General features: G+C 35.8%; 14 protein-coding genes and 1 pseudogene. 8 read left to right on the top strand and 7 right to left on the bottom strand.

Annotated elements, in window-relative coordinates; all coding sequences use genetic code 11:
• Positions 1 to 295 precede the first annotated feature (295 nt).
• Positions 296 to 997 carry a GntR family transcriptional regulator gene (locus tag D9780_RS15415; RefSeq protein ID WP_121640696.1) on the bottom strand — a complete coding sequence of 234 codons (702 nt, stop codon included), beginning with the start codon at positions 995 to 997 and terminating at the stop codon, positions 296 to 298.
• Positions 998 to 1,284: 287 nt separating this feature from the next.
• Here D9780_RS15415 and D9780_RS15420 point away from each other — a divergent pair, with 287 nt between their 5' ends.
• The 7 genes and pseudogenes from D9780_RS15420 to D9780_RS15455 all read left to right on the top strand — a co-directional run bounded on the left by D9780_RS15420 (position 1,285) and on the right by D9780_RS15455 (position 7,074).
• Complete coding sequence (locus D9780_RS15420; RefSeq protein WP_121640697.1) at positions 1,285 to 2,553, top strand: helix-turn-helix domain-containing protein; 1,269 nt, start codon at positions 1,285 to 1,287, stop codon at positions 2,551 to 2,553.
• An 11-nt stretch (positions 2,554 to 2,564) separates the two neighbouring features.
• On the top strand, positions 2,565 to 2,711 hold the full coding sequence (locus D9780_RS21195; protein ID WP_162985895.1) for a hypothetical protein: 147 nt from the start codon (positions 2,565 to 2,567) through the stop codon (positions 2,709 to 2,711).
• A 265-nt stretch (positions 2,712 to 2,976) separates the two neighbouring features.
• Positions 2,977 to 3,495, top strand: coding sequence for an SdpA family antimicrobial peptide system protein (locus D9780_RS15425; RefSeq protein ID WP_121640698.1), 519 nt, complete (start codon positions 2,977 to 2,979; stop codon positions 3,493 to 3,495).
• Complete coding sequence (locus tag D9780_RS15430; RefSeq protein WP_121640699.1) at positions 3,489 to 4,421, top strand: sporulation-delaying protein SdpB family protein; 933 nt, start codon at positions 3,489 to 3,491, stop codon at positions 4,419 to 4,421. Before D9780_RS15425 ends, D9780_RS15430 begins: the two co-directional genes overlap by 7 nt.
• The gene (locus D9780_RS15435) at positions 4,418 to 4,999 is read left to right on the top strand and encodes a sporulation delaying protein family toxin (RefSeq protein ID WP_121640700.1); all 582 of its coding nucleotides are present in this window, start codon (positions 4,418 to 4,420) and stop codon (positions 4,997 to 4,999) included. The genes D9780_RS15430 and D9780_RS15435 overlap by 4 nt, the downstream gene beginning before the upstream one ends.
• A 214-nt stretch (positions 5,000 to 5,213) precedes the next feature.
• Positions 5,214 to 5,917: pseudogene (locus tag D9780_RS21455) on the top strand (transposase); the annotation flags it as partial.
• Between the two features lie 551 nt (positions 5,918 to 6,468).
• The gene (locus tag D9780_RS15455) at positions 6,469 to 7,074 is read left to right on the top strand and encodes an SdpI family protein (RefSeq protein WP_121640704.1); all 606 of its coding nucleotides are present in this window, start codon (positions 6,469 to 6,471) and stop codon (positions 7,072 to 7,074) included.
• Between the two features lie 267 nt (positions 7,075 to 7,341).
• On the opposite strand, the gene qoxD is transcribed toward D9780_RS15455, so the two are convergent.
• From qoxD to D9780_RS15480, 5 genes are all read right to left on the bottom strand, one after another.
• Positions 7,342 to 7,626, bottom strand: coding sequence for a cytochrome aa3 quinol oxidase subunit IV (gene qoxD, locus D9780_RS15460; protein ID WP_073007129.1), 285 nt, complete (start codon positions 7,624 to 7,626; stop codon positions 7,342 to 7,344).
• 1 nt (position 7,627) lies between these two features.
• Complete coding sequence (qoxC, locus tag D9780_RS15465; RefSeq protein ID WP_073007127.1) at positions 7,628 to 8,224, bottom strand: cytochrome aa3 quinol oxidase subunit III; 597 nt, start codon at positions 8,222 to 8,224, stop codon at positions 7,628 to 7,630.
• Complete coding sequence (gene qoxB, locus D9780_RS15470; RefSeq protein ID WP_073007126.1) at positions 8,224 to 10,170, bottom strand: cytochrome aa3 quinol oxidase subunit I; 1,947 nt, start codon at positions 10,168 to 10,170, stop codon at positions 8,224 to 8,226. The genes qoxC and qoxB overlap by 1 nt, the downstream gene beginning before the upstream one ends.
• 47 nt (positions 10,171 to 10,217) lie before the next feature.
• Positions 10,218 to 11,183 carry a cytochrome aa3 quinol oxidase subunit II gene (gene qoxA, locus D9780_RS15475; protein WP_121640705.1) on the bottom strand — a complete coding sequence of 322 codons (966 nt, stop codon included), beginning with the start codon at positions 11,181 to 11,183 and terminating at the stop codon, positions 10,218 to 10,220.
• A 393-nt stretch (positions 11,184 to 11,576) separates the two neighbouring features.
• A complete protein-coding gene (locus D9780_RS15480; RefSeq protein ID WP_121640706.1) occupies positions 11,577 to 12,083 on the bottom strand; it encodes an SdpI family protein in 507 nt (168 codons plus the stop codon).
• A 606-nt stretch (positions 12,084 to 12,689) separates the two neighbouring features.
• Between D9780_RS15480 and D9780_RS15485 the strand changes: the two genes are divergently transcribed.
• Positions 12,690 to 14,234, top strand: a complete 1,545-nt coding sequence (locus D9780_RS15485) for an ABC-F family ATP-binding cassette domain-containing protein (protein WP_121640707.1) — start codon at positions 12,690 to 12,692, stop codon at positions 14,232 to 14,234.
• Between the two features lie 970 nt (positions 14,235 to 15,204).
• Here the strand turns inward: D9780_RS15485 and D9780_RS15490 are convergent.
• On the bottom strand, positions 15,205 to 16,488 hold the full coding sequence (locus D9780_RS15490; RefSeq protein ID WP_121639338.1) for an IS110 family RNA-guided transposase: 1,284 nt from the start codon (positions 16,486 to 16,488) through the stop codon (positions 15,205 to 15,207).
• Between the last annotated feature and the right edge of the window lie 163 nt (positions 16,489 to 16,651).

A 16,651-nucleotide genomic window follows, 5' to 3' on the forward strand; every position in this document is an offset into this window, starting at 1 on the left:
CTGCAACAGGAGTATGGCGGCGCCCTCCGACAAGACCGTCTTTAGTCGGCCTTCCTATTTAAGACGAACCGATGATGACTTATCGTAGGGCGATTCGTGAAGTTGCCTAGTTCTTAGGCCTGGAGCCGATCCGGACGTGGCTAAATAACTTAGTGAATTTACCCACATATATAAAATTTTATAATTTCCTAGATTACGAAAAATGACTTGGTATTAAACCAAGTCTTGGTGCTAGAATATAACTCTCTTTATATAAAATAAAACTAAAAGTTATTCTTTACTATACTTCTCCTTATTATATATATTGATTCAACTTAAATTGAAATTTTGGACCATAAATGATATTTATATCTTCTATTTTCGTTCCATTTTCTGTATAAACAGACCCTTTTGACTGAAGTAAAGGATCATAATTATTTAATTGTAATTGCTTATGTGTCCAATGATCACAAGTTATAGGCACTATTTCTATATCGACATGATGAGGATATAACTTGTATTGTTGCCGAAACAACTCATATAATGAGTTTTCTTCAAAGTCGTACTGCTCGAGACCAGGGAATGGAGAGAGAGGAATAATGGAAGTATCAATAGTTAACCAACTAATTGTCCTGTTCGTTTTCACCCCTCGTAAGCGCGTAAGGTGAAGCATTCTATTATTACTTTCTTTTATTACCTTTTGTTCCAACACTTTTGTAATCGGATATTGACTCTTCCCGAAAGCATATTCTGTGAAACTTTGAAAATTCCACACCGTGTGTCGTGTTTGACGCAATCGGACAAAAACACCTTTCCCATGAACTCTTTCTACAAGTCCTTCTTGAACTAATTCATCTATAGCACGCCTAATTGTCGTTCTAGTAATACTATAATTTTTCATAAGTTGACTTTCAGATGGTAATGCATCATTGTCTTTTAATTTACCACTCATAATTTCACCACGTAAAACATCCTTTAATTGAACATAAAGCGGTATAACATCATTTTTGTTTAACATATTAATCCATTCCTTTACTTTAAATAAAATTATAATTTTATTTAAAGTATATCTATAATTTACAAATTTTGTCCAGACGAAGATTAAATATGAAGAAAAAGTGTTTTATAACAACCCCCTCATGACACAAGCTCGCATTTTCCCCGAAAAAGAAAATACAGTGTAATAAGACCTTATTTTACAAAGCATATACTAGAAAAATCACACTTTTTTCCCAATACAAATTATTACAAATTACTAGTATAATAGGAATTAATATAATTCGTATCTAGGAGGTGACTATCTATTTGTTAGACATAGGTTCTATTATTAAATTGCAGCGAACGAAACGTAATATGACACAAGAAGAATTATCAGCAGGTATTGTTTCTTTATCCTATTTATCAAAAATAGAAAATCAAAAAGCAAAAGCCAATCCAGAAATCATTCAATCGCTATGTAATCGCCTAGACATTGAGCTTGTAGAAACGCCAGATATACAATTAGAAGAAAAATGTAAGCAATGGTATGACATCCTCTATGACCGTTTTGATAAAGAAGAAATGATAGCTAAATTTGAAGAGTTGCAAGAAGTAATGAATCGTAGTATCAACGACCAAACTATCATGTTTGAAATTCATCAAATTCGTTATTATGTAGTCTTACGCGACTTAAAACGTGCTTTACATAAGATGAATGAACTGCACGAAATGGCCGACGCATTTAATGCTACGCATAAATATTACTGGAATAAATTCAAAGGGAATTACTATTCTTTTAAAGAAAAATTTCAACAATCTTTACATTGCTATCAACAAGCAGAGAAAGCGATTCAATTAGCTGATATTAAAGAAAGTGAAGTTGCTGATTTGCATTATGCGATATCTATTGAATATTGCAAATTATCCAATGGATTAGAAACGATTAATTATGCTAACAAAGCTATGGTCGTGTTTCAACAAGAGTACAACTTTGTACGCTGTGCGCAATGTCATATCTTGCTAGGGATTTCATACCAACGAATTAAAATGAATGAACTTGCATTAACAAATTATAATCAGGCGTTGTATCTAGGTAAGTTAAGCAACAATAAAGAAGTGATCCAGTTAGCCTATCTTAATCTAGGTATGTTTTATTTTAGCATTGGAGATTCAAAACAATCTATTGAGTATTATTTGCTTACTTTAAATACTAAAGACTTAAAATATGAAATTAAACTAGATGTTTTTACCAACTTAATACAAAATTTTTATCAAAATAAGAAATACGGACAAACAAAAAAATATTTGCAACTTGGAAAAGAAGCTCTAAGTCTTGCTCAAGACGAGGAGTACTATAAGTTTTATCATTACACACTTCAAGTATATACATACTTGTTAAATGAAGATTTCAACAAACTTATCCCAGTATTAGAAGAAGCATTCTTACCGTATTTAAAGAAAAAAAAGGACTATCGACATTTAGTATTTTATGCAGAAATGATAGCATCACATTTTGAAAAAATCGGAAAGTATAAAAAGTCTACACAATATTATAAGTTAGCTAATAGTAGTTACGACCAATTAATAAAATTGTAAGGAGGAATAATATGAAAAAATTGATTGTCTCATTTACTTGTGGAGCACTTCTAATTGGTGGGATCTTGTTTACTAACTATGGTGGAAACGAGAACAAACTAGCAGTACATGCAAATGTTCCTAAAGCTACATCTATTGACAACTCAAGTGAGATCTAGAAACTTATTGTAATAATTAGAATATATGCTAATGACAAACCTTATTCGCTATTGAGTATTGGTTTAGTATGGGAGCGAAAGGTAGTTTAGAATGTTTTAAGTGGAGTGGCGGGCAGGGTAGCATTTTCCCCTTTTCATATTGGCGCCTTGGCTTGTCCATCATGCCCGCTGAGGCTCTATGTCAAAGCGACTACAATTCTACCTTTCCGTCTATACTACCAACATTAAATAGCGAGGAGAGCCTATTTAAAGGAAGTGAACTACTTTGAAGCATATTAGTTATCTGATAATATACTCCCTTCTCTGTTTCGGAGTTTTATTCTACTCAATTCATTCAGCACTTCCTTCTACCCCTATTTATTCAAACAAAGCTATTGAAAAAGCTATCACCAAGATTTTTCCTCAAGGATGGGGATTTTTTAGTAAAGACCCTAGGGAACCAACAATAGATGCAATACATATTGATGGAGATGAAACTTTAGCATGGCCTAACATGTCTATACAAAATATATTCGGATTAGATCGATTCGGGAGAGGGCAGGGCATTGAGGCTGGAAGAATTCATTCAAAAATACCTAAGGAAGAATCCACTAAATGTGAACCATTGTCTGAAGAATGTATAGAAAAAATCGAATTTACCGAGGTTACTAATGATGATAATAATCATACTATGTGTGGTAAGTGGGTTATCTTAGAGACCGAACCTTTACCGTGGGCTTGGGGGGAACAGTATGGAAAAATGAATATGAACTCGACAGTTACTGGGGTTGATATAGAATGCTAAATGAGATAGAAGCAAAGATAGACAAATTTAACCCGTTCACCAATGTATATGGTTTATCTAGATCAATATTGGCTTTATCAACACTTTTAACTTTATTATTGAACGACACTAGTATTTTTTTTAGGCCGTTCGCAGGTTCTAATGAATATCCTCTATGCTCTGAAAATTCTATTAGCTTATATTGTTTAGTTCCAAATAATACTATCTACTTAGAAGTCATAAGATGGGCTTCTATCGTTATATTAACTTTAGTTATATCTGGGTGGAGACCAAGAATAACTGGTGTTTTACATTGGTGGGTAACATACAGTCTTTGGGGAGCAGCGATAGGATTAGATGGCGGAGATCAAGTTACTGCAGTTTTCACATTACTTCTAATCCCAATTACTCTAGCTGATCCTCGAAAGAATCATTGGGAACAAATAACTATTCAAAAAGGTCATTACATAGGAAATAAAATTATAACATTAGTGACACATAAACTTATAAGAATTCAAGTTGCAATAATTTATTTTCATTCTACTATAGCTAAACTGTCATCTGAAGAATGGATAAATGGAACGGCTGTATGGTATTATCTTCAATCACCAATGCTAGGTGTACCACATTTAATTGAAGGACCGATAATGAAACTGTTATCAACATCTTTTGTTGTTTTCCCAACTTGGGGAACCTTAATAATGCAGTCTATACTTGTATTAGCTCTGTTTGCACCTAAGAAATACTGGAAAATTATTTTTGTATTTGCAGTATTAATGCATGAGATATTTGCTTTATTTTTAGGGTTAGTTTCTTTTTCTTTAGCTATGTTAGCTATATTAATACTCTACTTATTTCCATTAGAAAAAAATATAATTTTCAAAAACAATCCATTTTTAAAAATTAAGTTGTGTCAAAATATTTCGAAAGGAGGTGAGTACAGATGAAGTTCGTAAATAAACCTTTTTTATTTATTTCAATTGTTGCTATAATAATAGCGTCAATATCTATTCCTAAGTCGAACGCTCAAAATGTTGCACAATATAGTGGAAAAGAAATTTTTATGGGAATTAACTTCGGTTTAGGTCCTGTTGGTGAGTTGTTTGAAGATGAATGGACTGAAAATCAATTAGAGCAAAATAATAGTTCAGAAGTTGTAGAATTAGTGAAAAATGCAATGGATAAAATGGAATCTGATAATGAAAATTATTTCGATGATCTACAAACAGCTGTTTACGATAAGGATTATTTAAAAACTAGAGAGCTTCTAACAGACGGAGGTAAAAGAATAGTTGAAATATTAGAGATCGAAATAGAGGAGTCCGATCTAATAGCACCTAATGCTGGTTTAATCTGGGGACTTTACGTTGTAGCTATAGGAACTACTGTTGTAGGAGTTAGTCATGCGGTTGTATTGACATTTTATATAGAAACTGCAGGTGCAGGTCCTGGCATTAATAGTAATACCGGTTCAGCTCTTGAGGCAGACAAGGTTGTGGATAAAATAATCACAACACTTAACTAAAAAATTTTTTAATATATAAGGCATCTTCAAATTTATTATTTGAAGATGCTTTTTTATAAAGTTATGTGTATTTAATGTCACTAGCATTGCATTAATTGTGGCCCTATACAAAATGTTGGGAATTCCACACAATTTGCGCATAAATATTCACACGCAAACATCAATTATTTTATACTTGAATTGACTAGAAACAAGAAAAGTCTGGAATTGTGTGCAAGAATTTTACCATAAAGATGCCTGCTCTTGCGGAAAACGATTTGCGGAGGAGAATCCTTTTGTTCATCGATACCAACGACTTTCTATCGAATGGAATCGGCTAGTATCCGTTCGGATAGTGCAAGCGAAGACATTTAAGGAAACAGCCAAGCAGTTTGGCGTCTCCGTATTGACCGTCATACGCAGGTTTGACGGTTTGCCCGTAAAGGAAATGACAGAGGTTTAAGATCTGGCAAAGGTGATCGCCATCGATGAATACAAGGGAGCTACAAAGGCAGGAAAATATCAATTGATTATTGCTGATGGAGAGACCAAGGAACCGATTGATATCTTGCCAAACCAAAAAAAGAAGACCATAAAGGACTATCTTCAAAAACATGGAACCAATGTGGATGTGGTCATTTATGTACATGATCCCTTCTTTTAAGGCAGCTGCCCAAAAGGCGCTGGGGAAACCGGTTATTGTAGCCGATCGTTTTCATTTTTGTCGTTATATCTATTGGGCTCTTGACGGAGTCAAAAGAAGAATCCAATCTGAATGGAACGATTATGACCGTAAAAAATGTAAAAGGATGGCGCTATGTGTTTTACAAAGACAGTGCAAAGCTAACCGAAAAGGAACGCTGGTATTTGGACAGGTACCTTGGGATGGGCGAAGAACTTCGCAGGGATTACGAGTTGAAAGAGTCCTACTGCCTTTGGTGAATGTGTGCCTTAACTCGAACAAGTCCAAACCACGTATGACTCCAGTACGGCTTATAAATGCTACTCTAAGAATTTTTATCATTGACATTTATATAGTTCTTGTAAAAACATGACACGCACTGAATTAATTAATGCCGTAAATCATACTATAGTAAGAGAGATAAGGAACAAGAAAACGGATTTGGAACTTACCAAATCAACCCTATTTGGCATACCTTGAAAATGGTCACCTAAATAAAACTATTTATTAAACCAAAACAACAGAAGAAAAGTCCAAACTAGCACTTCTTATTTAACGAATACATTTGTCTTATATGCGTTGGTAAAAGATTGTATAGAGATGGAAAACTTCGGTATCTTTGAACAACTTACACGCCCGCTAAAAGATCAGGCTATTTCCAGGAAATGGTTTTAATATTTAGTAATTTTATAAAAACGGAAACAAATATGGGATTAATTCAAAAAAATTTGCAAAAAAATATGGCTGCCCAACTTTATTTGGCAATAAAAAATTACGTTTTTCGGTCAACTTTATAGGAGGTATTAGTATGCTAAAAATAACATCTGTTGTATTAGTTGTTATGATGGTAATTAGTTTTATTTCTCTACCCAGTCTCCCTAATCAAATTATATTGAATTGGGGAAAGGCAATCCCTAATGTATTTACTAACAAATATATTGGTATTTTTATAATTCCCTTGCTTTTTTTGTTAATTAGTTTAATCCATATAATTATTGTTAAGTCTACAAAAAGGTTTAACAATTTTAATAACAGGCTAATACTATTTGGCTTAGGCATTTTCTTTTTAGTTTTACAATTATTTATCATCCTAGCAAGCTTAGGCATAGAAATGAGTTTTGAGTTTCCCGTTTTCATATTGGGTATTGCTGCAGTAATTATGTCTATACCAATGAGAAAAGTAAAAATGAATGCATTGTTTGGTGTAAGAACAATTTGGTCTATGAAAAATGAAGAGACATGGCGTAAATCTAATAAGTTGGGGTCTATTTTATTATTTATTTGGGGAATTATGTGTGTATTGTTTTCTTTCGTTATGGATAGTCAATATATATATAATTTAGTAATTGTACTATTATTGTTGTTGCTTCTTATTGTTATTTATTTTAGTTATAGATTTTACAAATCGAATTAATTTGTATAAAGCACAGACGAACACTAACGATATGTATAAAAATTCAAAAATATAGTTTTAAATTCTGTGTCCCAATGATTTTAAAAATAGCAATTATGAAATGATTAAGTGAGCGAATCGTGGTGAAGGTGATGTTATCTCCCACTGAGACTTATTCAAGTCCCATCCCCAATTCACGAGAGTGGGAGTCATACAGCACCTTATATCCATGAAGAGTTTTTAGCAAAAAGAGCTATCCAACAACATCTGGATAGCTCTTCTTCTATTTTATACATAACCCCAAATCATTGCTAATAGCGTACCTAAAACAGTGAGGATAGCTATAACAATTCCATATATGACACTAATATAAATCGATCTTTTATCAGAAGATTCGCCAGCGTGCATAAAGACGACTAACTGCAACGTTGCTTGGGCAAATGCGGTAATGACAAGGATAGTCATACCTACAGCAAATGACATATCCATGAAATAAACAAGTAAGGCGACACCTGTAAGAATGAGCGAGAACACAAAACCCGATACGTGTTTAGCTGGAAATAATTCCTTCATTTTACATCATTCCTTTCAAGTAGATGAAGCTGAAGATGAAAATCCAAACGACATCTAAAAAGTGCCAATAAAGGGAGAAAATGAATGATTTATTCGCTGTTGCTGGTGTTAGCCCACGTTTCATCACTTGCATGACGATCATAGTACCCCAGAACAATCCAAAGGTTACGTGTAGTCCATGTGTTCCTAGTGTCGTTAATAAAATAGACGTAAACGCACTCGTTTGTAAACCTGCTCCAACATGTACGTAATGCACAAATTCATAAATCTCGACACCTAGAAAAGCAAGACCTAATACTAACGTGATGATAAAAAAGGTTAGCATTGCCTTTGTACGACCTAATCGCATTGCATGCACGCCAAGACCGATTGTAAAACTACTTGTCAATAAAAGTAACGTCTCGATTAAAACAGGGGTTAGTTCAAAAATTTCCGATCCTGAAGGACCACTTCCAGTTCGATCCACTAATGTAAAGTAAGAGGCAAACAGGGTAGCAAATAACATCACTTCAGCACCAATAAATATCCAAAATCCTAAAATATTTAAACGTCCTTGCTCTGTGCTATACTCTAGTGGTTTTGTTTTATCTATTTGCATTATTTAGCACCTCGCAATTCCGACTCTGCTTTCTTTAGTTCTTCAGCAGTAATATGATAACCATCATCCTTTTCAAAGGATCGGTATGTCATACAAGCTAAAATAGCAATTAATGAAACGATAACCGTAATCCACATACTAAAGATAAACGCAAAACCGAAGATGAAGAAAAACACACTCATAATAAATGGAATTCCACTATTGTTTGGCATATGAATATCTTTGTAACCAGCTTTAAATAGTTTATGTCCACGTTTTTTCGCATCCCAGAAAGCCTCACTAGAGTTCACTTGCGGTGTAATCGCAAAGTTATATTCAGGTACTGGATTATGTGTTGCCCATTCTAAAGAACGCGCATTCCACGGATCGTCTCCAATGTCTCTAGACGCATATCTCGTACTATAGTAGATATTGTATACAAGCAGCGCAAAACCGATCGCTAAACCGATGGCGCCGACAAAGGAAAGCATATTCCAAATTCCAAAGCCTGTTCCTTCTGAGTAGGTATACATACGACGTGCTTGCCCATCTAAACCAGAGATAAACATTGGGAAGAATGCTAGAACTGTACCTCCAGCAATAAACCAGAAGCCCCATTTACCAATTCGTTCATTTAGCATAAAGCCAAACATTTTCGGCCACCAGTACGTTAAACCAGCGATCATAGCAAATACGACACCTGGAATAATAACTAAGTGGAAGTGGGCTACTAAGAACATCGTATTATGATATTGATAATCCGCAGAAGCCATACCTAGCATAACTCCTGTCACGCCTCCAATCGTAAAGATTGGAATAAACCCTAACGAATACAGCATCGGAACAGTAAACTGGATCTTCCCTTTCCACATCGTAAACAGCCAGTTAAATATTTTTATTCCTGTCGGTACGGCAATCGCCATTGTTGTAATAGAGAAGATACTATTTACAAGCGCACCTTGCCCCATCGTAAAAAAGTGGTGTACCCAAACGACAAAGGACAATAAAGATATAACGACCATGGAAACAACCATCGTTGTGTAGCCATATAAATTCCTGCGAGCGAACGTTGGAATAATTTCACTGTATATACCAAATGCAGGAAGTATTAAGATGTATACTTCTGGATGGCCCCAAACCCAAAACAGGTTGGCCCAAAGCATATCCATACCACCGTCTGTCGTAGTGAAGAAATTAGTTGCAAATAAACGGTCCATCGTACCCATTGCTAAAGCAACCGTTAATACTGGGAACGCAAATACAATAATAACGTTTGTAATTAAACCAGCCCATGTAAACATTGGCATTTTCATTAATGTCATACCTGGAGCACGCATTTTTAAAATCGTTACGATAAAATTAATCCCCGTTATTAGCGTACCTAATCCCGATATTTGCAGTGCAAGCATGTAATAATTCGTTCCTACAGATGGACTGAGCTCATTTCCTGCAAGCGGAAAATACGATGTCCAACCAGAACTTGGTGACCCACCAATAACGAATGATATATTAAGGAGCATTGCCCCCATAAAATAAAGCCAAAAACTAAGTGCATTTAAGCGTGGAAATGCTACATCACGTGCACCAATTTGCAACGGAATGACAAAGTTCATTAATGCAATAATAAACGCCATCGCCATGAAAATAATCATCACGACACCATGTGTTGTAAAAATTTCATTATAGTGTTGTGCATCAAGTAATGTATTCTCAGGTACAGCCGTTTGTGCGCGCATCATTAACGCATCTGCTCCACCACGAAATAGCATTAATAATGCAGAAATCATATACATAATACCTATTTTCTTATGGTCCACCGTTGTCAACCACTCGCGCCATAAATAACCCCATTTTTTAAAATAGGTTAACCCTACAACGACCGCAATGGTCGTTAGAGCGATAGCAACCATAGATGCATATATGGCAGGACTGGGATGCGGTATGGCAAATCGTTCAAAAAACTCCATTCTCTCTTCTCCCTTCTGGAAAATCCTGTTGTAAACCGACGGAATGCTTACTCGTTGTGACTTGTCGCTTCATCTGATTCATGATTATGCTCATTGTTATTGTTATCATGTTCGGAATGCTCTGAGCTTTCACTTTCATGCGAAGAATGCTCACTATGGTCCTCTCCACCTGCCCCATGACCCTCATGGTGTCCTTTTGGTGGAGGCATAAAGCCCAAATGAGTTCCCGTAAAGGTTAATTGTCCTAAATGACCAGGTTCCAGTAACTCATCAAATTTTTCTTCTGTTAATGGTTTAGCCGTTTGCTTTACTTCTTTTACCCAATCATCAAACTCTTGCTGTGGCATTGCCGTTACATTAAACGTGTTCTCAGCAAACCCTTCCCCACTAAAATTGGAGTTACGTCCCATAAATTCACCTGGAACATCAGCTGCTAAATGTAATGTCGTAATCATATCTGACATCGCATATTTTTGCCCGCCTAGCTGTGGAATCCAAAAACTTGTTATTGGTCCATAAGAATATAACTTAAATTCTAGCGGTCTATCTGTTGGCACATAAAGATAGTTGACTGTTTCAATATCTTGTTCTGGGTAGCTGAAATGCCATTTCCAGTCAGAAGAAGACGCATAAACAACCAATGGTTCTTTATCTCCATATCCTTCTGGCTTAGCCTCTACCTCATACGTGCTTTGTACAGAAATAATAGAAAGCACAGCCACAATAATAATTGGTATTCCTACTACAATACTTTCTACTATTTTATTTCCTTCAATATGTGGAGGCTCATAGGAATCGGCTTGTTTCGAACCTCGATATTTGATAAGTATATATACTAGCATTACAAATACAGTAATAACGATAAATGCCATAATCGCAATAGAGATCCAAATCACATCTGCTTGCGTTTGTGCTTGTGGACCTTTTGGATCAAGCACCGTTAACGGTTCACAGCCAGTTAGTACTGCTGTTAATGTGAATAGAGCTCCTAATATGGCCCATTTCAATTTCATAAGGATACCCCTCCCCCTAGATTCATGTTGTTGTAATATATTTTAGAATTAGTATTTTGCTTTTAAACAAATTACCGTTTAATTATCATAATCCCACATATTTTTGAGCACAACCCCATACTTAAACTGTCAATAAATGTTCACGAAATGTGTTACAAATTAACGAAAATTTAATGTACAATTTTCGTATATTAATAGAAATTATCAATAACTGTGTCATTTAAGGAATATAATGGTTTATTTTGATCACAAATTCACAAATGTACACGGATTGTTGAAAGTCAATTTTAAACATAAAACGATTAACTAGTCACAAGATTAGATAATAACTATTAAAAATAAGCCTAGAATGATCTAGACTTAGAAAGTTTACATGAATGCTATCCTTCACTACTATTTAATTTTCCTTCGTTTCATGAAGCTTAAAATTAACGGGAAAAAAGTGAATGTAATAAGAAGTGGTAACATCCAAGCACCTAAACCTTCCCACCAGTTCATTGCTATAAAAATACTTTCCAATGTAATTATTGAAAAAATAATCAGACAAATGTTCTTTAATTGATTCATCATTTTTCTACTATGCAAATAAAAAGCTTTGGCATTTGTTTCATTAAAGCGCTTTGGATAATTATGTAATTCAGGGTACCTTTCCATCACCCCCATAAATGTCGCAGTAAAAATACCGGGTATAAGTATGATAAGCAATTCCCATTTTGAACCCCAACGCGTGATTTCACCGGCACTATTAAAATGAGCCGGCACTTCATTTGGTACATATTTCCATACCCACATAACAAAAAAGATTGTTCCTAAAAAAATCGTATAACCAATAGCGTTCCAAATTCGCTCTCCCCATGTCTTAGGAATCTTCATTTGTGGTCGCTTGGAAGATTTTTTCATCACTTCTCCCTCCTTTCCGCATTTCTTATAACAGTTTCACTTATATGTTAGAACAACTTACTCGACGCCAATTCTTATGGCAAAAGCCTTTATTTTTCTTCTACTATAAACCTTTATACTCTTAATAAGTACCTAATAGTAAAAAAATTTGCATACGCCCCATTAGTACAGGTTGGTTCACCATCAAAAATGACACATAAGGATTTTAAGAATCGTTGCATTATTTAATAACAGTGTGCTATATTAATAGTACAATTCTTAAATTTCAAATCAAAGGAGTGAAGGTTATCTATGTTATTATCTGCTGTGCTTCAAATTGCTTGTGCTTAACGACGGGAGAAGTATGCCCTTTTTTCAAAACAAGCCTTGCAAGGTACAAGCAGCGGATAATTACCTGAACTCATTATATAATATGATGAAAGATACGTATATACTCATTTCATCAGTTTTGAGCAGGGCCGTGCGCTCTGCTTTTTTATATGCTATAAATAGCATAAGCACGTGCTCTAATGGAGCTTCTTATCATCCATTTCGTTCGCGTAGTATCTCCTTGTACTTGCAAGCAATTTATTTGATAACTATTAGCAAAAAGGAGAATTGATGATCATGAGTTTATTAGACGTGCAAAACTTAACCCATAGTTATGGTGATAAAACCGTATTAAAAGATATATCTTTTCGATTACTAAAGGGAGAGCATATTGGGCTTGTTGGACCTAACGGAGCTGGGAAATCAACCCTGTTTCACATTCTTACTACACATATAATCCCAGATGAAGGAACTGTACAATGGCACCCTAAAGCCCATGTTGGAAGCTTAGAACAGCATTTTCACCTAAATAGCGGTCAATCAATCAGACAGTTTTTACAAACAGCTTTTCAAGATTTATTTTTAGCTGAAGAAGAAATGCTAGCTATTACAGGGAAGATGGCTTCTGCCAAACCAGAAAACCTAGATGAATTATTGCATCACTATAGCAAACTTCAAGCAAAATTAGATCAACATGACTTCTATCAAATTCCCGCTAAAATAGAAGAAGTAGCGGCAGGACTTGGAATTTCACAACTTGGGCTGGAAACAGACGTAAGTCAATTAAGTGGCGGACAACGAACAAAACTATTGCTGGGCAAGTTACTGCTAGAAGAGCCTGATATTTTATTATTAGATGAGCCGACAAACTACTTAGATACTGCTCATATTGCATGGCTCACATCCTATTTACAAACGTATCCGCATGCTTTTATTCTCATTACACATGACACAGGTTTTATGAACAAAGTCGTGCAATGTATTTACCACCTTGAGCACAAGCAATTGACAAGGTACCCGGGAAATTATGAGCACTTTCTTCAAGCATATGAACTACGAAGAAGACAAATTTACCTTGCATATCAAAAACAACAAGAAGAAATTAGCAAATTAGAAACCTATATTCAAAAAAATAAAGCACGTGCCTCTACCGCCAAACAAGCGAAAAGTAGAGAAAAGAAGCTAAACAAAATGGAACGTGTGGAAAAGCTAAGCCATAACCCAAAACCTGTTTTCAACTTTTCCGTTTCAGCACAACCGGCAAACGTCGTACTAGAAACAAAAGACTTAACTATCGGTTATGAAACAGCCTTGTTTTCTGGTGTAAATGTAAAATTACAGCGTGGTGAAAAAATCGCCTTAACAGGTCATAACGGAATAGGGAAAACGACCACTTTAAAGACATTACTAGGAAAGCTACCGCCCCTAAATGGAATTGTAAGCATTGGCGATCGCGTGCGACCCGCTTATTTTGAACAAGAGATGCCAGCGGTCGGAAAACATACGGCCTTAGAAGAAGTCTGGAACGCGTATCCTGATTTGACTCAAAAAGAAATAAGAAAAACGTTAGCGCGTTGCGGACTTCGCTCAGAACATATCTTTCAAAAGCTGCACTCTCTTAGCGGTGGAGAGCAATCAAAAGTAAGGTTATGCAAGCTAATGCTTGCTAAAAGCAATGTGCTAATTTTAGATGAACCGACCAATCACTTAGATGTTGCGACAAAAGACGCTCTTATGGAAGCCTTACAACAATATACCGGAACATTAATACTTGTTTCCCATGAACGGGCCTTTTATGAAAATTGGATCACTACCATTTGGAACATGGAAGATTGGAAATAATATCTAGAAGGTGTCAAATGGTGTAGCGAACATCCATGGGGTGCTTGCTACACCATACATAAAAACTTAATTAATTACCTCATTTTACACACGCTGTAGTTTTTACGATGGGGAAACTTCCAATTTTCACCTTCTCATAGTTCAAGTATTTAACCGTAGCACTTCAACAAAATAGTATCTAGGTGCTGTAGACGCGTAGTTAGTTGACGAATTCAATTTCCAATACTGGCTTCTCGCCAAATCTTAAGGTGAAGCTCCTTTATTTTTCATTCACTATAAACCTTTCACTTTTATACTATCCTAACAAAGGATCGGGGCGCCCGATTAACAACGTAGCGACTGGAACGAATCAACGAAAGTTTTAGTAATCATGCTCCTGCAACAGGAGTATGCTGATGCCCTCCGGCAAAGCCCGTCTTTAGTCGTCCTTCCTATTTAGAACGAACCGATGATAACTTAGCTTAGAGCAATGGAGTGAAGTCGCCTAGTTGCTGAGCGCTAGATCCGGACGGAGCCCATCGTTTATTTGGTTATTCCATAGTATCAAATTTTATACTCCCTCTATATACTAACGTTTTCTCTTGTTTTCTTTGTTTTTCTTAGAATTTCATTTTATTTTTTACTCATTAACGATATTTAAGACCGTGTAAGCATAATTTTTAATGTAGAAGGGTGCACTTAATAAGCCATCCTTCTCTTTTTGAAAAAAATGGGAATTTTCACTGCTATGATCGCACCTTCTCATCCCACAATACTCATGGTGACAAACCCTCCCACATCTCACAGCGTCTTCGCGCATACATTCCTTCGTTCGGTCTATCCATGAAGTGGGGCCGGCGTTGCTTTCCTACAGGGTCATTGCCCGATTGTATAAAAATTGCCGGCTGCTCCGTGCTTCCATTGTTATCTCGTATTTGTATAAAATGAACTTCTTAAAAAACGTCTAAACGGAGGTTTCGTTATTACTTAGTTAAGCTGCATTCTGTAAGCGAAAATGCGGAATATCACGTAACATTTTTTCTGGACTAAAGGCTACTTGTTGTTTACCTACTTTAAATAATATTCGAATTAATTTACAACACAGTGCTATTAATGATTGTTTCTTCTTCAGCGGGTTTTCTTTCCTTGTTGTAAAATACGCATGCATTGCTTTAAATGCAGGATTGTGATTTACCAATGGCAGGATCACTTTAAACAACAGAGCGCGTAGCTTTGGTCGGCCCCTCTTGGTAATGACCGTTTTTCCTTGCCACTTTCCTGATGTTGCTAGTTTGAGATTTAAACCTGCTAATTTAATAATTTGCTCCGGATGGCTATAATTATGGAGATCGCCGACTTCTGCCAGAAATGCAGCGATTGTGACGTCACCTACGCCTTTTATAGCTGCCATTTCCTGTACACCAGGAATCCTACTCGTAAGCCCCTCTATCATTTCCCACAATTCATTTATCTTTTCATGAAGGAGCGTATACTGATCCATTAATGTTTGAATCTTTAGTTTCGCCATGGTTTTTCCTTCTTGGATACCAATGGAATGGCGAGCAGCTTCTTTCAATTGTCTTACTTTTTTTAAGCCAACTCCTCTTTTTACCTCTTTTCGAATTTCTGACAGGATTTCCATTTCATCTTTTTGAGAGATTTCATCTGGAAACAAACCCATTTTTAAAACCTGTAAAGAAGATTGCCCTTCCCAGTTCGTAAAGACAGTCGTGTATTCTGGAAAATACCTGTCTATCCATTGGTGGACGCGTCCTTGTACTGCCTGCAGGTCTTTTCGTAATTGGTCATACATATTCATGCCTTCTCGGAGATCTGCATAGATCCCTTCTGGTAGATGCGGTTCAGAATAACGTCCATCTTGAATTAAGCGTGAAATGACTCTGGCATCTTTTACATCATTTTTTGTTGGGGAATTGTCATCCAGCTCTTTTGATTTTTTTACATGTGCTGGATTTACTACGACTACTTTCAGTTGCTTTTCCATTAGCCAATAGGCCAAAGGAAGCCAATAGTGCCCCGTTGGCTCCATACCAATAATAAAATCGGATTTCTCTTGTTGTATGGCTAATTCATCCATCCAATGAATGAACGTTTGGAAGCCTTCCAACGCGTTTTCAAAGTATAGCGGCTTTCCAAATTGAACCCCGCGGAAATCTTGTGCGCGAGCAACATGTTTATTCTTGGCGATGTCGACCCCAATAATTAAAGATTTGTCTGTCAGTTGTAATATCTTCTCATTTTGTTTATAATTCATGTTAGTCCTCCTTGGTTCATTTTAAGGGTCCAGTTTTGCTCAACAGCATTGGACACCTCGTATCATACCAAGGGGGCTTTTTTAGTTCAATCCTCATTTTGCTTTATTACAGGAATGCTTTCTTGTCTTTTAAAAAACTTATTATTCTACAAAATATTTCCCG

The organism is Virgibacillus sp. Bac330, assembly GCF_003667845.1.
Taxonomy (GTDB): domain Bacteria; phylum Bacillota; class Bacilli; order Bacillales; family Amphibacillaceae; genus Virgibacillus; species Virgibacillus chiguensis.

What these genes read in the sequence shown, in the direction of transcription:
- D9780_RS15415 (WP_121640696.1), bottom strand. Translation starts at nt 997, where the DNA reads ATGTTAAACAAAAATGATGTTATACCGCTTTATGTTCAATTAAAGGAT.
- D9780_RS21195 (WP_162985895.1), top strand. Translation starts at nt 2,565, where the DNA reads ATGAAAAAATTGATTGTCTCATTTACTTGTGGAGCACTTCTAATTGGT.
- D9780_RS15430 (WP_121640699.1), top strand. Translation starts at nt 3,489, where the DNA reads ATGCTAAATGAGATAGAAGCAAAGATAGACAAATTTAACCCGTTCACC.
- D9780_RS15435 (WP_121640700.1), top strand. Translation starts at nt 4,418, where the DNA reads ATGAAGTTCGTAAATAAACCTTTTTTATTTATTTCAATTGTTGCTATA.
- D9780_RS15455 (WP_121640704.1), top strand. Translation starts at nt 6,469, where the DNA reads ATGCTAAAAATAACATCTGTTGTATTAGTTGTTATGATGGTAATTAGT.
- qoxD (WP_073007129.1), bottom strand. Translation starts at nt 7,626, where the DNA reads ATGAAGGAATTATTTCCAGCTAAACACGTATCGGGTTTTGTGTTCTCG.
- qoxC (WP_073007127.1), bottom strand. Translation starts at nt 8,224, where the DNA reads ATGCAAATAGATAAAACAAAACCACTAGAGTATAGCACAGAGCAAGGA.
- qoxB (WP_073007126.1), bottom strand. Translation starts at nt 10,170, where the DNA reads ATGGAGTTTTTTGAACGATTTGCCATACCGCATCCCAGTCCTGCCATA.
- qoxA (WP_121640705.1), bottom strand. Translation starts at nt 11,183, where the DNA reads ATGAAATTGAAATGGGCCATATTAGGAGCTCTATTCACATTAACAGCA.
- D9780_RS15480 (WP_121640706.1), bottom strand. Translation starts at nt 12,083, where the DNA reads ATGAAAAAATCTTCCAAGCGACCACAAATGAAGATTCCTAAGACATGG.
- D9780_RS15485 (WP_121640707.1), top strand. Translation starts at nt 12,690, where the DNA reads ATGAGTTTATTAGACGTGCAAAACTTAACCCATAGTTATGGTGATAAA.
- D9780_RS15490 (WP_121639338.1), bottom strand. Translation starts at nt 16,488, where the DNA reads ATGAATTATAAACAAAATGAGAAGATATTACAACTGACAGACAAATCT.